Annotated in this window: 20 protein-coding genes; 13 read left to right on the forward strand and 7 right to left on the reverse strand. The window is 75.6% G+C overall.

Annotated elements, in window-relative coordinates; translation table 11 throughout:
• Positions 1–95 precede the first annotated feature (95 nt).
• The gene (locus ACI79C_RS22590; protein WP_456947935.1) at positions 96–1,274 is read left to right on the forward strand and encodes an LLM class flavin-dependent oxidoreductase; all 1,179 of its coding nucleotides are present in this window, start codon (positions 96–98) and stop codon (positions 1,272–1,274) included.
• A gap of 63 nt (positions 1,275–1,337) precedes the next feature.
• On the opposite strand, the gene ACI79C_RS22595 is transcribed toward ACI79C_RS22590, so the two are convergent.
• Together ACI79C_RS22595 and ACI79C_RS22600 are read right to left on the reverse strand one after the other, a co-directional pair.
• Positions 1,338–1,610: an amphi-Trp domain-containing protein gene (locus ACI79C_RS22595; protein WP_456947936.1), complete on the reverse strand. Its 273-nt coding sequence runs from the start codon at positions 1,608–1,610 to the stop codon at positions 1,338–1,340.
• 154 nt (positions 1,611–1,764) lie between these two features.
• Positions 1,765–2,982: an AI-2E family transporter gene (locus ACI79C_RS22600; protein ID WP_456947937.1), complete on the reverse strand. Its 1,218-nt coding sequence runs from the start codon at positions 2,980–2,982 to the stop codon at positions 1,765–1,767.
• Between the two features lie 93 nt (positions 2,983–3,075).
• Between ACI79C_RS22600 and ACI79C_RS22605 the strand changes: the two genes are divergently transcribed.
• On the forward strand, positions 3,076–3,459 hold the full coding sequence (locus ACI79C_RS22605; RefSeq protein WP_456947938.1) for a nuclear transport factor 2 family protein: 384 nt from the start codon (positions 3,076–3,078) through the stop codon (positions 3,457–3,459).
• Positions 3,460–3,481: 22 nt separating this feature from the next.
• Here ACI79C_RS22605 and ACI79C_RS22610 read toward each other — a convergent pair whose 3' ends face one another.
• Complete coding sequence (locus tag ACI79C_RS22610) at positions 3,482–3,946, reverse strand: DUF3237 domain-containing protein (protein ID WP_456947939.1); 465 nt, start codon at positions 3,944–3,946, stop codon at positions 3,482–3,484.
• A 156-nt stretch (positions 3,947–4,102) separates the two neighbouring features.
• Between ACI79C_RS22610 and ACI79C_RS22615 the strand changes: the two genes are divergently transcribed.
• A complete protein-coding gene (locus tag ACI79C_RS22615) occupies positions 4,103–4,333 on the forward strand; it encodes a hypothetical protein (RefSeq protein WP_456947940.1) in 231 nt (76 codons plus the stop codon).
• A gap of 183 nt (positions 4,334–4,516) precedes the next feature.
• Here the strand turns inward: ACI79C_RS22615 and ACI79C_RS22620 are convergent, their stop codons facing one another.
• Both ACI79C_RS22620 and ACI79C_RS22625 read right to left on the reverse strand, forming a co-directional pair.
• Positions 4,517–5,299: an SGNH/GDSL hydrolase family protein gene (locus tag ACI79C_RS22620; RefSeq protein WP_456947941.1), complete on the reverse strand. Its 783-nt coding sequence runs from the start codon at positions 5,297–5,299 to the stop codon at positions 4,517–4,519.
• 80 nt (positions 5,300–5,379) lie between these two features.
• Complete coding sequence (locus ACI79C_RS22625; protein ID WP_456947942.1) at positions 5,380–6,204, reverse strand: IclR family transcriptional regulator; 825 nt, start codon at positions 6,202–6,204, stop codon at positions 5,380–5,382.
• A 121-nt stretch (positions 6,205–6,325) separates the two neighbouring features.
• Between ACI79C_RS22625 and ACI79C_RS22630 the strand changes: the two genes are divergently transcribed.
• The 6 genes from ACI79C_RS22630 (at position 6,326) to ACI79C_RS22655 (ending at position 13,158) form a co-directional block, all read left to right on the forward strand.
• Entirely contained in the window at positions 6,326–6,895 is a 570-nt protein-coding gene (locus tag ACI79C_RS22630; protein ID WP_456947943.1) for a quercetin 2,3-dioxygenase, read from the forward strand.
• An 8-nt stretch (positions 6,896–6,903) separates the two neighbouring features.
• Positions 6,904–7,809 (forward strand): alpha/beta hydrolase fold domain-containing protein, encoded by a 906-nt coding sequence (locus tag ACI79C_RS22635; RefSeq protein ID WP_456947944.1) that lies wholly within the window; start codon positions 6,904–6,906, stop codon positions 7,807–7,809.
• A gap of 161 nt (positions 7,810–7,970) precedes the next feature.
• Entirely contained in the window at positions 7,971–9,296 is a 1,326-nt protein-coding gene (locus ACI79C_RS22640; protein ID WP_456947945.1) for an MFS transporter, read from the forward strand.
• Entirely contained in the window at positions 9,293–10,990 is a 1,698-nt protein-coding gene (locus tag ACI79C_RS22645) for an FAD-dependent monooxygenase (protein WP_456947946.1), read from the forward strand. Before ACI79C_RS22640 ends, ACI79C_RS22645 begins: the two co-directional genes overlap by 4 nt.
• Complete coding sequence (locus tag ACI79C_RS22650; protein ID WP_456947947.1) at positions 10,987–11,907, forward strand: fumarylacetoacetate hydrolase family protein; 921 nt, start codon at positions 10,987–10,989, stop codon at positions 11,905–11,907. The genes ACI79C_RS22645 and ACI79C_RS22650 overlap by 4 nt, the downstream gene beginning before the upstream one ends.
• Positions 11,908–11,910: 3 nt before the next feature.
• Positions 11,911–13,158 (forward strand): DUF3500 domain-containing protein, encoded by a 1,248-nt coding sequence (locus ACI79C_RS22655; protein ID WP_456947948.1) that lies wholly within the window; start codon positions 11,911–11,913, stop codon positions 13,156–13,158.
• 27 nt (positions 13,159–13,185) lie between these two features.
• Here the strand turns inward: ACI79C_RS22655 and ACI79C_RS22660 are convergent, their stop codons facing one another.
• On the reverse strand, positions 13,186–14,211 hold the full coding sequence (locus tag ACI79C_RS22660) for an alpha/beta hydrolase fold domain-containing protein (protein WP_456947949.1): 1,026 nt from the start codon (positions 14,209–14,211) through the stop codon (positions 13,186–13,188).
• 103 nt (positions 14,212–14,314) lie between these two features.
• A complete protein-coding gene (locus ACI79C_RS22665) occupies positions 14,315–15,244 on the reverse strand; it encodes an AraC family transcriptional regulator (protein ID WP_456947950.1) in 930 nt (309 codons plus the stop codon).
• Positions 15,245–15,374: 130 nt separating this feature from the next.
• Between ACI79C_RS22665 and ACI79C_RS22670 the strand changes: the two genes are divergently transcribed.
• From ACI79C_RS22670 to ACI79C_RS22685, 4 genes are all read left to right on the forward strand, one after another.
• Positions 15,375–16,424 (forward strand): carbon-nitrogen hydrolase family protein, encoded by a 1,050-nt coding sequence (locus ACI79C_RS22670; RefSeq protein WP_456947951.1) that lies wholly within the window; start codon positions 15,375–15,377, stop codon positions 16,422–16,424.
• Positions 16,425–16,630: 206 nt separating this feature from the next.
• Positions 16,631–17,419 carry a DeoR/GlpR family DNA-binding transcription regulator gene (locus tag ACI79C_RS22675; RefSeq protein ID WP_456947952.1) on the forward strand — a complete coding sequence of 263 codons (789 nt, stop codon included), beginning with the start codon at positions 16,631–16,633 and terminating at the stop codon, positions 17,417–17,419.
• Positions 17,416–17,658: a hypothetical protein gene (locus ACI79C_RS22680; protein WP_456947953.1), complete on the forward strand. Its 243-nt coding sequence runs from the start codon at positions 17,416–17,418 to the stop codon at positions 17,656–17,658. Before ACI79C_RS22675 ends, ACI79C_RS22680 begins: the two co-directional genes overlap by 4 nt.
• A gap of 82 nt (positions 17,659–17,740) precedes the next feature.
• Positions 17,741–18,802: an autoinducer 2 ABC transporter substrate-binding protein gene (locus tag ACI79C_RS22685; RefSeq protein ID WP_456947954.1), complete on the forward strand. Its 1,062-nt coding sequence runs from the start codon at positions 17,741–17,743 to the stop codon at positions 18,800–18,802.
• Positions 18,803–18,958 lie beyond the last annotated feature (156 nt).

Genomic DNA, 18,958 nt, shown 5'->3' on the forward strand with positions numbered 1-18,958 from the left:
ACGGGATCGGCCTCCCCAACGGCCGCGCCCGGGACTCCCGGCGGAGCTGTGATCCACGTTACGTTCTGGCCCACCGCCGGACCCCAGGAGGACCCATGGACAGGCTGCGCTTCGGCACCTTCCTCGCCCCGTTCCACCCCGCCGGGGAGAACCCGACGCTCGCCCTGCAGCGCGACATGGAACTGGTCGAGCACCTCGACCGCCTGGGGTACGACGAGGCGTGGATCGGCGAGCACCACTCGGCCGGGACCGAGATCATCGCCTCGCCGGAGATCTTCATCGCCGCGGCGGCCGAGCGGACCCGCCACATCAAGCTCGGCACCGGCGTGACCTCGATCGCCTACCACAACCCGCTGTGGGTGGCCGAGCGCATGGTGCTGCTGGACCACCTCACGCGCGGCCGGGCGATGCTGGGGTGCGGGCCGGGCTCGCTGCCCACCGACTCGATGATGCTGGGGCTCAACCCGACCGACACCCGCGAGCTGCTGGAGGTCGACCTCGACATCATCATGCGGCTGCTGCGCGGCGAGACGGTCACGCAGAAGACCCGCACGCACGAGCTGGTGAACGCCCGCCTGCACCTGCGGCCCTACACCGAGCCGCGGTTCGAGGTCGCCGTCGCGGCCGTCGCCTCCCCCACCGGGCCCCGGATGGCCGGCACGCACGGCATCGGGCTGCTCTCCATCGGCGCCACGCTGACCAAGGAGGGCTTCGACGCGCTGGCCCACCACTGGAACGTCGTCCAGGAGCGGGCCGACCACGTCGGCCAGACGGTGTCGCGGCGGGACTGGCGGCTGGTCGGGCTGATGCACATCGCCGAGACCCGCGAGCAGGCCTACGCCGACGTCCAGTACGGGATCGAGACCTGGTTCCGGTACTTCCAGAAGACCGCGGCGTTCCCGCAGATGGCGGTCGAGGGCGGCGACGCCAAGGAGATGATCGACTTCATCAACGAGGCCGGGATCGGCGCGATCGGCACGGTCGAGGACGCCCGCGCCCAGGTGCAGCGGCTGTGGGACCAGTCCGGCGGGTTCGGCTGCATGCTGCTGCTCGGTCACGAGTGGGCCAACCCGCAGGCCACGAAGCGGTCGTGGGAGCTCATCGCCCAGCACGTGATGCCGCACTTCCAGGGCGGCGAGGTGAGCCACGCCCAGCAGACGCTGGACTGGAAGGCCTACGCCGGCGGCAAGCGCGAGGACTACGCCGCCCAGCAGATGCAGGCGGTGGCGACGATGACCGAGCGCTACGAGCAGGAGAAGGCCGGGGGGAACTGAGCCGCAGCCGCCGGCGACGCCGTCCTCGGCCGGGCAGCACGGGCCGAGGACGGCGCGGGGCCGTCAGCCGCCGGTGGGGCCGCCGTCGGGGTGGGCGTCGGCCTTCGCGCGGCGGGTGGACCAGGTCAGCTCGATCTCCAGCTCGACCTCGTCGCCGTCCACCTCGATCTCGGCCTCGGCGCGCACCTGGTGGGGCACCTCGAGCTCCACCGTGCTGCGGGCCAGGGAGAAGGTCACCGGCCCGTCGCCGGCCAGCCCCTCGGCCAGCTCGCGGAGCCAGCGCGCGGCGTCCTGCCGGGTCATGGTGACCTTGTGCTCGACCTTCACGTCGGACATGGGCCCGTCCTCTCGCTGTCTCCGTCGTGCTCCGTCGCCGTCGGCGGGCCGTTCCGGGACCCGCGGCCCGTACCGCCGATCATGGGTCAGGACGGGCCGGCGTGGGTCACGACGGGCGACGGCACCCGGCCGGCGACGCGGCAAGCCGGACCGGTCAGGCGGGGCCGCGTGCCCCCGGCGGCCCGGGCTCCCCGGCCCGCTCCGCCGACGCGGCCTGCGGCGGCGGGCCGAGGCCGTTGTCCGGACCGGCCTCCTCGGGGACCAGCTCGTAGCGGCGGCCGTAGGTCTCGACGACCGCCTGGACCGCGGCGACGACGGGGATGGAGACCAGCGCGCCCATCGGCCCGAACAGCGCCGCGCCGACGACGACCGACCCGAAGGCCACCGCGGGGTGGATGGCCACGGTGGCGGCGGTGATCCGCGGGCCCAGCAGGTAGTTCTCGACCTGCTGGTAGACCGCGCCGAACACGACCACCCACAGCGCGTCGAGCGGCTGGCCGGCCAGCGCGATGAGGGCCGGGACCCCGATGGCCAGGTAGGTGCCGATCGTGGGGATGAACTGGGAGACCACCCCGGTCCACAGCGCGAGCGGCAGCCAGAACGGCACGCCGAGCAGCCACAGGACGACCCCGGTGGCCAGGGCGCTGATCGTGGCCAGCACCAGCCGGGAGACCACGTAGCCGCCGGTCTTCTCCGCCGCGATCGCCCACACCGTGGAGATCACCCGCTGCTGGCGCGGCGGGAACCGCCGGGCGACCGTCGCCCGCAGCGCGGGGCCCTGCGCGGACATGTAGAAGGCGAACAGCAGGAACGTCAGGCCCTGGAAGAGCAGCCCGACCAGCGCGGTCAGGATGCCGACGACCCCGGGCGTGAGGTCGGACAGGATGCCCTGCACCCGCTCGGGCGTGAGGTCGAGGGAGTCGACGATGTCGCTGGGCCGGAACGAGGTGTCGAAGGTGCGGTTGACCCACACGACGACCTCGCGGACCACGTCGGGCAGCGCCCGGAACAGCGAGGTGAGCTGGTCGACCAGCAGGGTGCCGAACGCGGTGAGGAACCCGACCACCAGCACGGTGAGCCCGAACAGGACCAGCCCGGTGGCCGCTCCGCGCCGCATCCCGGTCCGGGCCAGCCGCGCGACCACCGGTTCGACGCTGATGGAGAACAGCCAGGCGAGGAAGAGCAGCCCCAGGAAGCCGCGGAGGCTGGCGAAGGCCCACACCGCGACCTGGAAGACGGCGATCGCGACGAGCGCGAACACCACTCCGCGGCGCAGCCAGGTCGGGGCCTGCCGGAACCAGCCGGCCTCGTCGGCGGGACGCCGGACATCCTGCTCCGCGAGGCGGGGAGCTGCGCGTTCGTCGCCGTCCACGCGCGGACGCTAGACCCTCCCGGCCGGCGGCGGCACCGGTCTGCCGACGGGTCCGGGGTGCGTGCCGGCGCCGCCGCCCACCAGGATGGGCGCATGGCCGACACCAGCGACGACGTGCAGGCGGTGCTCGACGCGGAGGACCGCCGCTACCGGGCGATGGTGGAGGGCGACCTGACCGCGCTGGACGCGCTGCTGGCCCCCGGGATGACCTACACCCACTCCAGCGGCCGGCGCGACACCAAGGACGAGTACCTGGACAAGCTCCGGTCGCGCTACTACGTCTACCGGAGCGCGGAGCACCCGGTCGAGCGGGTCGAGGTGTCCGGGGACGCCGCGGTCGTGGTCGGCCGGATGACCGCGGACGTCGACGTCGACGGCGTCCCCAAGGAGCTCGACAACCTCGCCACCGCCGTCTGGACCCGCGCCGACGGGGACTGGCGGCTGCTCGCCTACGCGTCGAGCCCGCCGCCCCGCTGAGCCCCGCCGCCCACGCCTCCGCTCAGCCGACCCGGAAGAAGTCGAAGACGACGGCGGTGGGGTGGCGCACGCCCGACCCGACGAAGACGTGCGAGGTCAGCGTGGCCAGCCGGGGGACGTCGGTCTCGAAGCGGGGCGTGGACCGGAAGTAGATGCGCGCCGGGTCGACCGGGAGGTCCTGGCGGAGCCGGGCGACGTCCTCGGCCGAGCCGGTGCGCAGGCCGAGGTTCTCCACGTACACCCGCTCGCCGTCGTCGCTCTCCAGGACGTAGCGGGCCTCGGCCACCGTCTCGGTCTGGGTGCGGATGACCTGGAAGTCCGCGCCCCCGGGGAGCACCCGCCCGGTCATCAGCGGCCCGGACACGGTGCCGCCGGTGATCGGGATGACCCGCCGGTGCCCACCCGGCGTCGTCCCGATCTCGATCGGCCGGTCGACGGTCACCTCCAGGTGCAGCACGTGCTCGAGCGGCGGCGGGACGACGGCCACGGTTCTCCTCCGGGGTGGGGGGTGCAGGTCGCCGCGATCCTGCCCGACGGGACACAGCGGCCCTCCCTCACGGCCGTTCGGACGGTCCTCCTGGCCGGCGCGGGGTGCCCGCGGCAACCCTCCCCGGGACCCGCTGGACAGGAGGAACCCGCCCCCATGTGTGACGAGATGGGCCGCGTCGCCGCGGACCCGGCACTGCCGGAGTCCAACCGCCGCCAGTTCCTGGAGGTGCTGGCCACGACCGCGGCCGCGCGCGGCCTCGTCGCCGCCGGGGCCGGCTCCGCCTCCGCGGCTCCGGGCCGGCCGGCCGGACGGGGCGGTGCGCGCAGCCGCCTGGTGCTGCTGGGCACCGCCGGTGGCCCCGGCATCCTCGACGGCAGCCGCTAGGGCATCTCGACCGCGGTCCTCTACGGGGACCGGGTGTACGTCGTGGACCTGGGGCTGGGCGCCGTGCTCCGGTTGCGGCAGAGCGCCGCCGCGGGCGGGGCGGGGCTGGCCTCGACGTGGACGAGGGTCCGCGGGGTGTTCTCCACGCACGTGCACAGCGACCACGACGTCGACCTGACGACGTCAGACCTGCCGCAGGTGGTCGGTCAGCAGGTCGGCGACCGCGCGCATCCCGGCCGCGTTCGGGTGGTAGGGCACCACCCCGCCGGCCGCGATGTCGCCGAACCCCCACCCGGTGACCCACGGCTCCGCGGAGCAGACCGAGTGCTCCCGGCCGGCCGCCGACGCCCGTACGAGGTCCGCCCCGGTCTCCCGGGCGGCGGTCGCGGTGGCCACCTCCAACTGCTCGGCGATGCCGCGGCAGTACGCGAGGTCGTCGTCGGCCATGGGCAGCGCCGCGCACCCGCCGGACTGCGGCAGGACGGTGAGGTAGTCGACGAGCACCACCCGGGCCCGCGGTGCGCGCCCCCGCACGGCGGTGACCAGCCCAGCCAGCCCCATCGGCAGCCCCGCGAGCCCGCGCTCGACCGCCGCGCGGTCCACCGGCAGCCCGAGTAGTGCCCGGACGGAGGCCGGAGCCGTTCCCGGCGCCACGCGGTACGAGCAGCGCAGCATGGTCAGCAGGTACTCGACGTCGTTCCCACCGACCGTGACCGTGACCAGGTCCGCCCGGTCGTCGACCGCGTCGACCTGCGGCGGCACGGTGCCCCCGCCGAGCAGCACCTGCGGGGTCCGCAGGACGGCGTCGAGCGTGGCGCCGCCGCAGGAGACGTCCACCAGGTCGAGGCCGAGCCGCTCGGCCACCAGGCGCGGGTAGTTCGCGCCGGAGCGCCCGCAGCCGGGGTCGAGCACCGGCTCGACCCCCGGCCCGGCCGCGAACGAGCTGCCGAGGGCCACGTAGGACACGTCAGCCCACCCGCGAGCGTCGGGCCGCAGCGGCCGGCGGGGTCGTCACCGGCCCAGCATGCCCGGCCCGCCGCCGACGGTCACCGCTCGGCCGACGGCCGGACGGTCATGGCCGTGGGGGCGCCCAGCCCGCGGGACACCGCGCGGGCCGCGGCCCGGACGGCCGGCTCGAGGGTCTTCGGGGACGTGCCGCCCGCGGGCACGACGATCGAGAGCGCGGCGAGCACCCGGTCCCCCTCGCCACGCACCGGCGCGGCCACCGAGACGACCGCGGCAGGCCGGCGCCGGTTGATCACGGCCACGCCCGACCGGCGCACCTCCGCGAGGGTGCGCCGCAGCGCCGCGGGGGTGGGCGCGGGGTCGGCCGCGTTCCCCGGGACCTCCCCGGCGAGGGCGCGCTCCTGCAGCTCGTGCGGGGCGTGGGCGAGCAGCACCAGGCCCACGCCCGTCATCGGCAGGGGCAGCCGGCCGCCGACCCGGTACTCCACGGGCACCGCCGCCCGCCCCGACCGGCGCTCGACCAGGAGCGCCTGGTCCCCCTCCAGGACGGCGAGCAGCACGTGGTGCCGGGTGGCCTCGTAGAGGTCCTCCATGTAGGGCATCGCGACCTCGCGCAGGCCGTGACCGCGCGGCGCCAGCGAGGCCACCTCCCACAGCCGCAGGCCGACGACGTAGTCGCCGTCCGCCCCGCGCTCGAGGGCGCCCCAGGCGACGAGCCGCTCGGCCAGCCGCCGGCCGGTGCTCAGCGGGACGCCGCCGCGCCGGCTGAGGTCGGACAGGGTCAGCCGGCGGTGCGCGGGGTCGAAGGCGGCCAGCAGTCCCAGGGCGCGGTCGACCACCGGGTCCCCCTGCGGTGGCCGCTTGCCGCGGGCGACCGGCCGCGGACCGGCGTCGTCGGCGGTCACGCCGCCATGGTGGCAGACCGCACCGCGAGTGGTCTGCCACCCAATGGCAGCCCAGTGGGCTGCGGTGGCACCGGTCACCCATGCTCGGACGGTCCACCGCCGACCCGGCCCGGGAGCACGCATGAGCTTCGAGTACCTGATCGACCCCGCGAAGGGCCCGCAGTGGAAGGGCCTGCTCCCCGGCAGGCCGGAGCCCTACGTGCTCCGCCGCGGCGAGGGCGAGCACGCGATGCTCTTCACCGACCTGTTCACCGTGCTGGTGTCCGGGGACGAGACCGAGGGCCAGTTCGGCGTGATCGTGAGCGAGTCGCCGGCCGGGGACGTCATCCCCACGCACTCGCACAACGCCACCCACGAGACGTTCTACGTGCTCGAGGGCAAGGTCCGGCTGTTCTTCGAGGACGCCGAGGGCACCAAGACCACCAAGCTGCTCACCGCCGGCGACTTCGGCTACGTGCCGGCCGGGGTCGCGCACGCCTACCAGATCGAGGAGGCCGCCCGGATGATGGGCGTCCTCACCGGCGGCTTCGAGCGCTTCTTCCAGCACATGGGCACCCCGACCGACTCCCCCACGGCCGACCAGGTGCCGTTCGTCCCGGACTTCCCCCGCATGCGGGCCGCCGCGCAGCAGCACGACATGCAGTTCATGCCGGACTTCCGGTGGGACGACGCCCGGCGCGACGACTCCTGAGGGGCGCCGTGCCCACCTCGGCCCTGCCCCTCCCGCCGCCGGCGCACGAGGCGCCCCTCCCGCGCCCGGCGCCCGGCCCCGGCGGCACCCGCGTCCTGCCCGGCGTCCCGTACGCGGCGCTCCCCGGGATCCGGCCACTCGAGCTGGACCTGTACCTCCCGGCCGGGGAGGGCCCGGCTCCGGCCGTCGTCTTCCTGCACGGCGGCGGTTGGCGGCTGGGCAGCCGGCGGTCGGCCGGCCCGGCGTTCCCCGGCCCGTCGCTGTTCGAGCAGGTGGCGCAGGCCGGCATCGCCGTCGCCAGCGTCGACTACCGGCTCTCCGGTGAGGCGGTGTGGCCGGCGCAGCTGCACGACGCGAAGGCCGCCGTCCGCTGGCTGCGGGCCCGCGCCGGCGAACTGGGCGTCGACGGCGACCGCGTCGCCGCCTGGGGCGAGTCGGCCGGCGGCCACCTCGCCGCGCTGCTCGGCCTGACGGGGGACGACCCGGCCCTGGCGGGGGACGTCGGGCTGACCGGCCCGTCGTCGGCGGTCGTCGCCGTCGCCGCCTGGTACCCGCCCACCGACCTGACCGGGTTCGCCGCCGACGCCGGTGCCGACCCTGGGGACGCCACCACCCGCGAGGCCCAGCTCCTGGGCGCCCCGCCGGCCGCGGCCCCGGACGCCGCCGCGCAGGCCAGCCCCGTCACGCACGTCTCCCCCGGCGCCCCGCCGTTCCTCCTGCTGCACGGGCAGGCCGACCGGTTCGTCCCGGCGGTGCAGAGCGAGCGGCTGGCCGACGCGCTGCGCGCCGCCGGGGCCGGCGTCGAGCTGTCCACCTACCCCGGCGCGGACCACATGTGGCTCGGCGCCCCCGACGTCGCCCGCGACGCGCTCGCCCGGACGACGGCCTTCCTCCGGGACCGGCTCGGCAGCTGAGCCGAACCGCAGGCTCGTCTGCCATTGGGTGGCACGGCCCTCGGACGACGTGACCGGCGTCACCGAGGGTGGGAGCAGGCCCAGCACGCGCCCCGGGGCTCCTCCCGGACCGGCGCGAGGCCCCAGCCCTGAGCCCGATCCCCTCAGATCCGGAGACCTCCATGGACGATCTCGCCCCCGCGCGCCCCGCACGCCGCGCCGCGGTCCTCGTGCCGCTGCTGTGCTGGCTCGCGCTCATCGCCGACGGGTACGACCTGTTCTCCTACGGCGCGACGGTGCCCGGCCTGCTCGCCGAGCCGGGCTGGGGCGTGACGCCCGGGGGAGCCGGGGCCGTGGCGAGCCTGGCCCTCGTCGGGGTGCTGTGCGGCTCCCTCGTGGCCGGCACGCTCACCGACCTGCTGGGCCGGCGCCGGCTGTTCGTCACGTCGATCGCCGTCTTCTCCCTGGCCATGCTCGCCTGCGCGCTGGCCCCGTCGTTCGGCACCTTCGCGGTCTGCCGGTTCGTCGCCGGCCTGGGCATCGGCGGCCTGCTGCCGACCGCGGTGGCGCTGACCAGCGAGTTCGCCGCGCCCGGCCGGCGCTCCCGGATCATCGGCGCGGTCCTCACCGGGCCGCCGCTGGGCGGCCTGCTGGCCTCGGGGGTCGCCGTGGCCACCGTGGCCGACGGCGGGTTCCGCTGGGTCTACGGGCTGGGCGTGCTGCCCCTCGTGCTCGTCCCCGTCGCGCTGTGGCTGCTGCCCGAGTCCCCGGCCTTCCTGCGCGCCCGCGGCCGGACCGACGACGCCGACCGCATCGCCGCGCGGTTCGGGCTGCCCGCCCCGGCCGCGGGCCCAGCGGGTCGCCGCTCCCCGGTCGGTGCCCTGTTCGCCGACGGCCGCGGCCCGGTGACGGTCGGGATCTGGCTGGTCAACGTGTGCAGCCTGCTCACCGTCTTCGGCGTGAGCACCTGGCTGCCGCAGATCATGCGCAGCGCCGGCTACGGCGTGAGCTCGGCGATCGGCTTCCTGCTGCTCTACAGCGCCGGCGCCGTGGTGGGCACCCTGATCGCCGCCGCGCTGGCCGAGCGGGTCGGGGCCAAGGCGATGGTGCTCACCGGCTTCGCCGCCGCGGCGCTCGCCCTGCTGGCCATCGCGACCACGCCGCCCACCGGCGTCGCGCTGGTCCTGGTGGCGCTGGCCGGCTTCGGTGGCCTGGGCACGCAGAACATGCTCAACGACCACGTCGCCGGCTACTACCCCGCCGCCGCCCGCGCGACCGGGCTGGGCTGGGCGCTGGGCATCGGCCGGCTCGGGGCGATCGCCGGCCCGACGTACGGCGCCGCCTTCGTGGGGGCCGGGAGCGCCGTGGTGGCCGGCTGCCTGGCCTTCGCCGGTCCCGCCCTCCTGGGCGCCCTCGCCATGGCGCCGCTCCCCCGCCGCGACCGCGCCGCCACCCCCGGCGGCGCGCCGGTCGCCGCCCGCCCCGCGCAGATGGAAGGTGCCGCATGACCGTCCCCCAGACCCCCCGCGAGCCGGGGACCGTCGAGCACGTCCCCGTCGTCGTGGTCGGCGGCGGCCCGGCCGGCCTGGCCGCGGCCCTGGAGCTCGACGGCCACGGGGTCGCGAGCCTCGTCGTCGAGCCCCGCGTCACGGTCGACCCGCTGCGCCCCCGGGCGAAGACGACCAACGCCCGGACCATGACCCACCTGCGCCGGTGGGGGTTGGCCGACCGGCTGCGGGCCGCCGCCCCGCTCCCCGTGGACTGGGCCCAGGACGTCGTCTTCTGCTCCACGCTGCTGGGCCGCGAGGTGCGCCGCTTCGAACACGCCTTCCAGCTCCACAGCGAGCCGCAGGAGTGGTCCCCCGAGGTGGGCCAGCAGGTGCCCCAGCCGGTGATCGAGGAGGTGCTGCGCGAGGCGCTGACCGGCTCGGCGCACGCCCGGCTGGAGACCGGCTCCCGGGTCACCGGCGTCCGACAGGACGACGACGGCGTCGAGGTCACCGTCGCCGGCGAGGACGGCGCCACCCGCACGGTCCGCGCCGACCTCGTCCTCGGCGCGGACGGCGGCGGCAGCGTGGTCCGCGGCGCGGTCGGCGCAGCCTACGAGGGCTCCTCCGGGGAGAAGCCCAACCTCAGCATCCTGTTCCGCGCGCCGGGCCTGGCCGAGCGGGTGCCCCACCGGAACGCCGTCCACTCCTGGGTGATGGCCCGCGGTGCGGCCGGCATCGTCGGCCGGCTGGACCTCGGTGACACCTGGTGGGCCATCGTCCAGGGGGTCGACGTCCGCACCGCGGGCGACGTCGACCCGGTGGCGCTCGTGCACGCCCTGGTCGGCGAGCCGGTCGACGTCGAGGTCATCGCCACCGACCCGTGGGTGGCCCGGATGCTGCTGGCCGACTCCTACGGGACCGGCCGCGTCCTGCTCGTGGGCGACGCCGCGCACCTGAACCCGCCGTGGGGCGGGCACGGCTTCAACACCTGCGTCGGTGACGCCGTCAACGCCGGGTGGAAGGCCGCCGCCGTCCTGCAGGGCTGGGGCGGGCCGGGCCTGCTCCCGAGCTACGAGGCCGAGCGCCGGCCGGTCGCCGCGCGCACCATCGCCGACGCCGGCGCCAACGACCGCGCGCTCGCGCACCACTTCGCCGACCCCCGGCTGGGCGCGGACGGCGCCGAGGCCGACCTGCTGCGCAAGGAGACCGCGGAGGCGCTGCAGGTCAAGGAGAGCGAGTTCTCGTCGCTGGGCCTGGTGCTGGGGTACCAGTACTCGGACTCGCCGCTGGTCTCCGACGACGGCAGCCCACCGCCGGTCGACGACCCGGTGCACTACACGCCGTCGGCACGCCCCGGCTGCCTGCTGCCCCACCGGTGGCTGACCGGCGACCGCTCGGTGTACGACCTGCTCGGCCGGGGCTTCACCGTGCTCGCCCTGGCGGACACCGACGTCGGGCCGGTGCGGCGTGCCGCCACCGACCGGGGCATCCCGCTGACCGTCGTCCGGCTCGGGGACGACGACGTCCCGCCCGGCACGGTCCCGCTGCGGGACACCTGGGGCGCGCCGCTGCTCCTGGTGCGCCCCGACCAGCACGTCGCGTGGCGCGGCGGGGACCCGGCTGCCGCCGCTGCGGCCCTGGTGCGAGCCTGCGGGTGGCACGAGGACGCGCAGGCAGCGTCCCCAGAGGAACGAGGAGAGGACGACGCATGAGGATCGTGGGCATCCGGCGGCCGGACGGCGCCGGTGTGGAGGTGGCGTCGCTGTCGGAGGACGGCGGGTCGGTGACCGTCGTCGCGCCGCTGGAGGCGTTCTGGGCCGACGCCGCCGCCCACCTGAGCCGCGAGCCGGGCGGCCCGACGCTGCCGGTCGGCGACGTGGAGCGGGTGCCACCCGTGCTGCCCGGCGCCCGGGTGGTGTGCATCGGGCTGAACTACCTCAAGCACGTCGCGGAGGGCTCGTTCGCCGGCCAGGAGCTGCCCCCGTACCCGACGCTGTTCGCCCGCTGGACGCAGTCGCTGACCGTGGACGGCGCCGAGGTGCCGGTGCCCGCCGACGAGGACGGACTGGACTGGGAGGGCGAGGTCGTGGCCTACGTGGGCTCGACCCTGGTCGACGCGACCCCGGAGGAGGCGCTGGCCGCCGTCGTCGGCTACTCGACCTTCAACGACCTCACCTCGCGTCGGGCACAGAAGTTGACCAGCCAGTGGATCCTCGGCAAGAACGGCGACAACTCCGGCCCGCTGGGCCCGCTGGTGCCCGCGGCCGAGGTCGGCGACCTGCGCGAGGGCCTGCGGGTGCAGACCCGGGTCAACGGCGAGACCGTCCAGGACGGCCGCACCGACGAGATGGTCTACACCGTCGGTGACACCCTCGCGCACATCTCGCGGACCTTCACCCTGCGGCCGGGTGACCTGCTGGCCACCGGCACCCCATCGGGCGTCGGGTACGCCCGCACGCCCCCGTGGCTGCTGCAGCCCGGTGACGTCGTCGAGGTCGAGGTCGAGCGGCTCGGCGTCCTGCACAACACCGTCGTCGGCAACGACACCCGGCACGCCGGGCACGACCTCGGGTCTGCACCCGCCGCGTCGACTGATCTGGATGCCCGACCCGTCGCGAGGGAGGCCTGAACCGTGTCCGGTGAGTTCCGCCAGTACCTGTTCCCGCACGACCACCCGCGGCTGGCCGAGGTCCGCGGCATGGACCCCTACACCTACCGCGAGCACGCCCGGACGCCCGGCACGTTCACCGGCGGGCTGGTCGAGGGCTGGACGCCGCTGTACCGCAACCAGTTCCGCGGCGTCACCGAGGACGGCACCCTCCGAGAGGGGCTGTACCGGCTGGAGCCCGCGCGGCCGGGCGAGGAGGCGCCGGTCGAGGCGATGGTGGCCTCCGCCCGCGACCTGCTGGCCGCCCTGGACGACGAGGGCCGCGAGCGCATCTCCTTCGCCGTGGACGCCGTCGAGTGGCAGACCTGGGCCAACCCGGAGTTCATGCAGTTCGACACCGGCCTGCGGCTGGAGTTCCAGCCGCCGGAGGTGCGGGAGGCCGCACTGGCCCTGGTGCGCGCCTCGCTCTCGCCGGAGGGCTTCGAGCTGGCCCACGCGATGATGCTCATCAACGGCTTCCTCGGCGACGTCGTCGACCTCCCGACGGTGCTGGGCGAGTGGAGCTACAACATCGCCCTCTACGGCGAGCCGGACCTGCGGGCCCCCTGGGGCTGGCAGCTCTACGGCCACCACTGCGCGGTCAACTGCCTGGTGGTCGAGGGCCGGATGGTGCTCTCGCCGGTGTTCCTGGGCGCCGAGCCCGACGAGATCGACGAGGGCCCGCACGCCGGCCTCAGCGGCCCGTTCGCCGAGCGGATCGACCTGGGCACCGCGCTCATGGCGGCCCTGGACCCCGACCAGCGGCGCGCGGCGACGGTCTACCAGCAGATGGTCGACCCGGCCATGCCGCCCGGCCGGGTGCACCCCGGCGACGAGCGGCACCTGGCCGGCGCCTTCCAGGACAACCGGGTCATCCCGCCCGAGGGGGTCCGGGTCGCAGAGATGCCCGAGGAGGCCCGACGCCTGGCGCTGCGGATCGCCGAGACCTTCGTCCGGGTGCTGCCCGAGGGCCCCCGCGCCGCACGGCTGCGCGAGGTCGAGGAGCACCTGGACCGGACCTGGTTCTCCTGGATCGGCGGGCACGCCCCCGGCGACGTCTTCTACTACCGCCTCCAGTCGCCGGTGTTGATCGCCGAGCTCGACCACCACTGCGGGGTCTTCCTGGACTACGACTCCCCGAAGACCTTCCACATCCACACGGTCCTGCGCACGCCGCACGGCAACGACTACGGCCGGGCCTGGGTCCGGCAGTGGCAGGCGCGGCAGACCTGACGGCGCGACCGCCCCGGCCGCCGCGCCTCAGCCGCGGCCGGGGCGCAGCGCGCGGTCGAGGAAGCGCTCGATCGTCTCCACGGTCGGCCGGGTGCCCGTGCGGCCGTGCCAGGCGTCCGTCGTGCGCACCCGCGCCTCCGGGAGGTCCGGCGAGACGATCGTCGGGCTGTGCCCGGCCTCCGGCACGGAGTAGAGCACCGCCGGGACGCCGGCCCGGTCGAGCGCCGTGAACAGCAGCTCGCTCTGGCCGTGCGGCACGAGGGCGTCGGCCAGGCCGTGGGCGATGAGGACCGGCGGGTCACCGCGGTCGGCGTAGGCCGCCGGGTCGGCCGCGCGGACGGCGTCCGGGCAGCTCTGGATCGGGCACCCCACGAGCAGCGACTCCGGCGACCGCGGGTCGTCGTGGCAGTCCGTGAGGCCGAACTGCTCGTTGAAGGCGTCGCAGGCGCCGGGCAGCATCTGCGCGTCCATCTGCAGGAAGGCGGTGGGCCCGTAGAGGTCGACGACCGCCTGCACCGCGCTCGACGGACCGGTGACGCCGACGTCCCCCTCCAGCTCGGGCACGTACCCGGTCACCCCGGCCATCGTCGCGGTCCAACCGCCGGACGAGTCCCCGAGGACGGCGATCCGGTCGGGGTCGATGCCGTACTGCTCCGCGTGCGCCCGCAGCCACCGGACGGCGGCCTTCACGTCGTGCACCTGGGCGGGGAACCGCGCCTGCAGGCTCGACCGGGTGGAGACGCCCGCGACGACGTACCCGGCGTCGGTGAAGTGCGGCGCGAACTGCGGAGCGAGGTACTTCCCGTCGTCGCCCAGCCAGCCGCTGCCGCCCATGACGACCAGCAGCGGCCGGGGGCCGCCCCCAGGACCGTCCGGCACGTAGAGGTCGAGCAGGTGGCCCCGGCTCTCCGGCGGGTCGGCCGGCGCGTAGGCGATGTCGGTGTGGACCTCGACGGCACGGGCCGTTGGCGTGGCTGCGGCCGGGATCGCGCCGCCGAGAGTGGTGACCGCGCCCAGCAGGCACGCGGACAGCAGTCGAGGGAACCGGCTCACGGGGGCCTCCGCGGAGAGAGACGGGCGGGTCCCCCGATCCTCGCCCCGGGGGCGCCGTCCGGCAGCGTGGACCCCTTCCGCACGATGCCGCCGCGTGGGCGGGTCAGTCCGCGGCTGCTGCCCGGTGCCGCCGGCGGTAGACCCGCGGCGGGACGCCGTGCGCCGCCCGGAACACCCGGCTGAAGTGCGCCGGGTCGGGGAAGCCGACCGCCACGGCGACGTCGGCGACGCCGAGGTGGTCTCGACGCGGGTCCAGCAGCAGGTCGCGGGCCCGCGCCATCCGCTCACCGCGGACGTAGGCGGCCACCGGGCCGATCTCGGCGGAGAAGGCGGTGTAGAGGCGCCGCCGCGAGACCCCGAGGACCGCCGCGACCAGCTCCGGGCCGAGGTCGGGGTCCTCGAGGTGCCGGGCGACCACCTCGCGGCCGCGGGCCACCAGGTCCGCGTCGCCGGTCCCCGCGCCGGCCCGGGAGCGGGGGGTCTCCCGGACCGCCCGGTCGAACTCGCCGGGCAGCCCGCCGTCCGCGGCCCCGCCCAGCAGGCGGGTGGCCAGCCGCTCGGCTGCGGCACCGGCCATGACGGTCGCCGAGACCGCGGCCACCCGGTCCCGCGAGACGGTGACCAGCTCGGAGGGCAGCAGGGCGATGAGGACGCCGAAGGGCAGCTCGCTGCCCACCTCGTAGGGCTCCGAGGTGTCGTAGACCGCCACCTGCCCGGGCGCGAGCCGGCAGCGCCGTCCGTGCTGGCCGACCGACACGCTGCCGGCCAGGGCGACCGCGGCCTTGTAGTGGCCGGCCCCCGCTCCACCGGCGAGCTCCCCGGTGCGGACGCCGGTGTGCCCGGTCGCCTGCAGGCGACACAGCCGCACGCCGCCGGATCGGCGCATCCGCATCCGGCCGTGGATGTTCGCCGCGGTGCTGCGCATCCGCAGCGGCACCAGCATCCGCGAGGCGGCCGCCGTCCAGCCGGCGACCGTCTCCAGGCCGCCCGCGGGCCCGGACTCGAAGCGGTCCTCGTCGGGGGGTGGGGTCACGGGCCGTCCAGGGAGGTCAGGAGCGGGTGCGCGGTGTGGCCGGGGACGACAGACCGTACGCCGTGCGCTCGCGGGCACCCGTGCACGGATGTCCAAGGACGCAGGCCGCGTGCTCCCTACCGTCCGCGCCATGACCTCCTCACCCTCCTCCGTCCGCGTGGCCGCCGTCCACGGCGCCGCTCCGTTCCTCGACCTCGACGCCGGCGTCGCCCGCGCGGCCGAGCTGATCGTCGAGGCCGGGCGCAACGGCGCCCAGCTGGTCGCCTTCCCCGAGACCTACCTGCCCGGCTACCCGAGCTGGATCTGGTCGCACACCGCCAAGTACGCCGCGCCGCTGTTCGCCGAGCTGTTCGCCGCCTCGGTCGAGCTCCCCGGGCGCGCCTCGGACACCCTCGCCGCCGCCGCGAAGGAGGCCGGCACCTGGGTGGTCATGGGCATGGACGAGCGCGACGGCGGCACGCTCTACAACACCCAGGCCTACTACTCCCCCGAGGGCCGCCTCGTGGCGCGGCACCGCAAGCTGGTCCCCACGAACGCGGAGCGGACGGTGTGGGGCCGGGGCGACGGCCGTGACGTCTTCGTGGTCGACACCGGCTTCGCGAAGGTCGGCGGGCTCATCTGCTTCGAGCACAGCATGGACCTGAACAAGTACGCCCTCGCCACGCTCGGCGAGCAGATCCACGTCGCCGCGTGGCCGGCCATCAGCGCCACCCACGCCGACCCCAACGCCGGCAACTTCGACCACTACTCGCAGACCCTCGCCGCCGCCCACGCCATCTGCGCACAGACCTACGTGGTCGTCGTCCAGGGGCGCCTGTCCGAGGAGATCGTGGACCGGCTCGGTGTGCCCGAGGGCCCGGACGCCCCCACCGTGGGTGGCGGGATGACCGGCTTCATGGGACCCGACGGCCGGTGGCTGTCCGAGCCGCACCGGCACGACGAGGCCGTCCTCTACGCCGACCTGGACCTGGGGGTCATCCCCTTCGCCCGGTTCTTCGCCGACTCGGCCGGCCACTACGCCCGTCCCGACGTCTTCCGCTTCGGCGTCGACCGCACCCCGCAGACCGTCCTCGGGGCCCAGCAGGTGGCGCCGGTCCCGGTCGCCGCCGTGGGCGGCGTCGAGCCGCGGGACGGCGAGCCGGCGGCGAGCTACCGGGTGCTGTCGGCCGTCGACGCCTGAGGCCCGGAGGGCGCCCGACGGGGCGATGGACCAGTCCGGCACGGTTCCCGGACCGGTCCGTCGCGTCGTGCGAAACCGCCTGGCCGGCGATGTGAAACCGCGGCGCTTTCGTTTCCTTTTCGTGTCTTGACGTTGCTTTTCGTCCGGCTCTACCTTGTCGCGCGCCGAGTGACCCCGGTCACAGCAGCGGACGCGAGGAGGTGGCGGTGCCATCGCTGGACGAGCACGCCCGCTCCCAGGCGATCCTGTCCGCACTCGGGGCCACCGGCCGCGTGGAGGTCAACGACCTCGCGCAGCGGCTCGAGGTCTCCCCCGTCACGATCCGCAAGGACCTCGACGCTCTCGAGCAGCGCGCCGCGCTGCGCCGGGTCCGCGGCGGCGCGGTCGCCGCACCGCTGGTCGACGAGGGGTCCTTCGAGACGCGGCTGCGCGCGCGGCGGGCGGAGAAGGCCGCCATCGCCCGGGCCGTCGCCCCGCTCGTGCAGGACGGCGACGTCATCGCGCTGGACTCCTCGACCAGCTGCCACTACCTCGCGCACGAGCTGCTGCACCGCCGGTCCCTGGTGGTGATCACCAACAGCATGCCGACCGCGACGCTGTTCTCGGAGCGGTCGGAGGCCACGGTGCTGGTCACCGGCGGCATCGTGCGCCGGTCGGCGCGGTCGGTCGTCGGGCTGATCAGCGACGTCCTCGCCGGGCGCGGGCGCATCGACAAGGGCTTCATCGGCGCCCACGCCGTCTCCGCCGAGCGGGGCGTGCTGGACATGGCGCTCGAGGAGGCGCAGGCCAAGCAGTACTTCGCCGCCCACTGCAGCCAGCTGTTCGGGCTGGCCGACTCCAGCAAGTTCGGCAGCTTCTCGCTGCACACGGCGACGCCGTTGTCGGAGGTCACCGCCCTCTACACCGACGCCGCGGCCGACCCCGCCGTCGTGGCCGCGATCGAGCGGGCCGGCACCCGGGTCCACCGGGTCGAGGTCCCCGAGGAGCACCGGTGAGCGCCCGCCGTCCGGCCGTCACCGTGGCCGCCGTCGACCTCGGCGCCGGGAGGGGCCGGGTCGGGCTCGTGGCCCTCGGCGAGCCGGCCGGCATCGCCGACATCCGCACGGTCGTCGCCCGGACGGCCGACCTCCGAACTTGGTCCCCGCGCCCCGATCCGCGCCGGGAGCAGGCCGCAGCCCTGCTGCGGGAGCGAACCCAGGACGACGACGGCGAGCGGGGGCTGATCCCGACCTGACCGGCGGACGTTCCTGGGGACCACCGGCTCGCCGAGCCCGGTGACACCGCGGGGGGCGACCCCCCACTCCGAGAGGTGACCGATGAGCAGAATCCGAACGACGAGGTTGGCCGTCGCCCTCGGCCTGGCCGCCACCCTGACCCTCGCCGCCTGCGGGGAGGGCAGCGGCGGCTCGGCCTCCGGCGGTGGGGGCGGCGGCGGCGGTGGTGGTGAGGGCGGCTCCGAGGGCGGCGGCGGCGTGACCGTGGCCTTCGTGCCGAAGCTGCAGGGCATCCCGTACTTCGAGGCGATGAACACCGGCGGGCAGGCCGCCTGCGAGGAGATCGGCTGCACCTGGCTCTACCAGGGCCCGGTCGAGGCCGACCCGGCCGCGCAGGCCGACATCGTCCGGTCCTACATCCAGCAGGGCGTCGACGCGCTGATCGTCGCCCCCAACGACCCCGACTCGATGGCACCGCTGCTGCAGCAGGCCGCCGACGCCGGCATCTCCGTGGCCACCTCGGACACCGACGCACCGAACTCGGTGCGCGAGGTGTTCGTCAGCCAGGCCTCGACCGAGGGCATCGGCCAGGCGCTCACCGACGCGCTGATGGAGGCGATGGGCGGGTCGGGCAAGTACGCGATCGTCTCCTGCGGGCAGACGGCCGAGAACCTGAACTCCTGGATCGAGGTGCAGAAGGCCTACACCGCCGAGAAGTACCCCGAGGCCGAGATCGTCGACATCGTCTACGCCGGTGAGGACCAGGCGCAGGCCACCCAGATGGCGACCGACCTCATGAACGCCCACCCGGACCTCACCGGGCTGGTCGGCGAGTGCACCTCGTCGGCGCCGGGCGTGGCGCAGGCCGTCCGGGACGCCGGGAAGACCGGCCAGGTCTTCACCGTCGGCCTGGGGACGCCGCAGTCGATGCTGCCCTACCTCGAGGACGGCTCGTCCAGCGCCAGCATCCTCTGGGACGTCGAGAACCTGGGCTACCTGACCGCGTGGGCCGGCGTCCAGCTGGCCAACGGCGAGCAGCTGCAGGCGACCAACAACGTCAACGCGGACATGCCCGAGGTGACCTTCGACGAGAGCACCAAGGTGCTGCTGCTCGGCCCGCCGCTGCGCATCACCAAGGACAACGCCGGACAGTACGACTACTGACCGTTCCCCCGGGGGGGGGGGGGGGGGGGGGGGGGGGGGGCGGCGGCGGGGGGGGGGGGGGGGGGGGGGGGGGGGGGGGGGGGGGGGGGGGGGGGGGGGGGGGGGGGGGGGGGGGGGGGGGGGGGGGGGGGGGGGGGGGGGGGGGGGGGGGGGGGG

It is taken from the genome of Geodermatophilus sp. SYSU D00697 (assembly GCF_054050175.1).

What these genes read in the sequence shown, in the direction of transcription:
- ACI79C_RS22650 (WP_456947947.1), top strand. Translation starts at nt 10,987, where the DNA reads ATGAGGATCGTGGGCATCCGGCGGCCGGACGGCGCCGGTGTGGAGGTG.
- ACI79C_RS22670 (WP_456947951.1), top strand. Translation starts at nt 15,375, where the DNA reads ATGACCTCCTCACCCTCCTCCGTCCGCGTGGCCGCCGTCCACGGCGCC.
- ACI79C_RS22640 (WP_456947945.1), top strand. Translation starts at nt 7,971, where the DNA reads ATGGACGATCTCGCCCCCGCGCGCCCCGCACGCCGCGCCGCGGTCCTC.
- ACI79C_RS22605 (WP_456947938.1), top strand. Translation starts at nt 3,076, where the DNA reads ATGGCCGACACCAGCGACGACGTGCAGGCGGTGCTCGACGCGGAGGAC.
- ACI79C_RS22595 (WP_456947936.1), bottom strand. Translation starts at nt 1,610, where the DNA reads ATGTCCGACGTGAAGGTCGAGCACAAGGTCACCATGACCCGGCAGGAC.
- ACI79C_RS22630 (WP_456947943.1), top strand. Translation starts at nt 6,326, where the DNA reads ATGAGCTTCGAGTACCTGATCGACCCCGCGAAGGGCCCGCAGTGGAAG.
- ACI79C_RS22590 (WP_456947935.1), top strand. Translation starts at nt 96, where the DNA reads ATGGACAGGCTGCGCTTCGGCACCTTCCTCGCCCCGTTCCACCCCGCC.
- ACI79C_RS22645 (WP_456947946.1), top strand. Translation starts at nt 9,293, where the DNA reads ATGACCGTCCCCCAGACCCCCCGCGAGCCGGGGACCGTCGAGCACGTC.
- ACI79C_RS22685 (WP_456947954.1), top strand. Translation starts at nt 17,741, where the DNA reads ATGAGCAGAATCCGAACGACGAGGTTGGCCGTCGCCCTCGGCCTGGCC.
- ACI79C_RS22615 (WP_456947940.1), top strand. Translation starts at nt 4,103, where the DNA reads ATGTGTGACGAGATGGGCCGCGTCGCCGCGGACCCGGCACTGCCGGAG.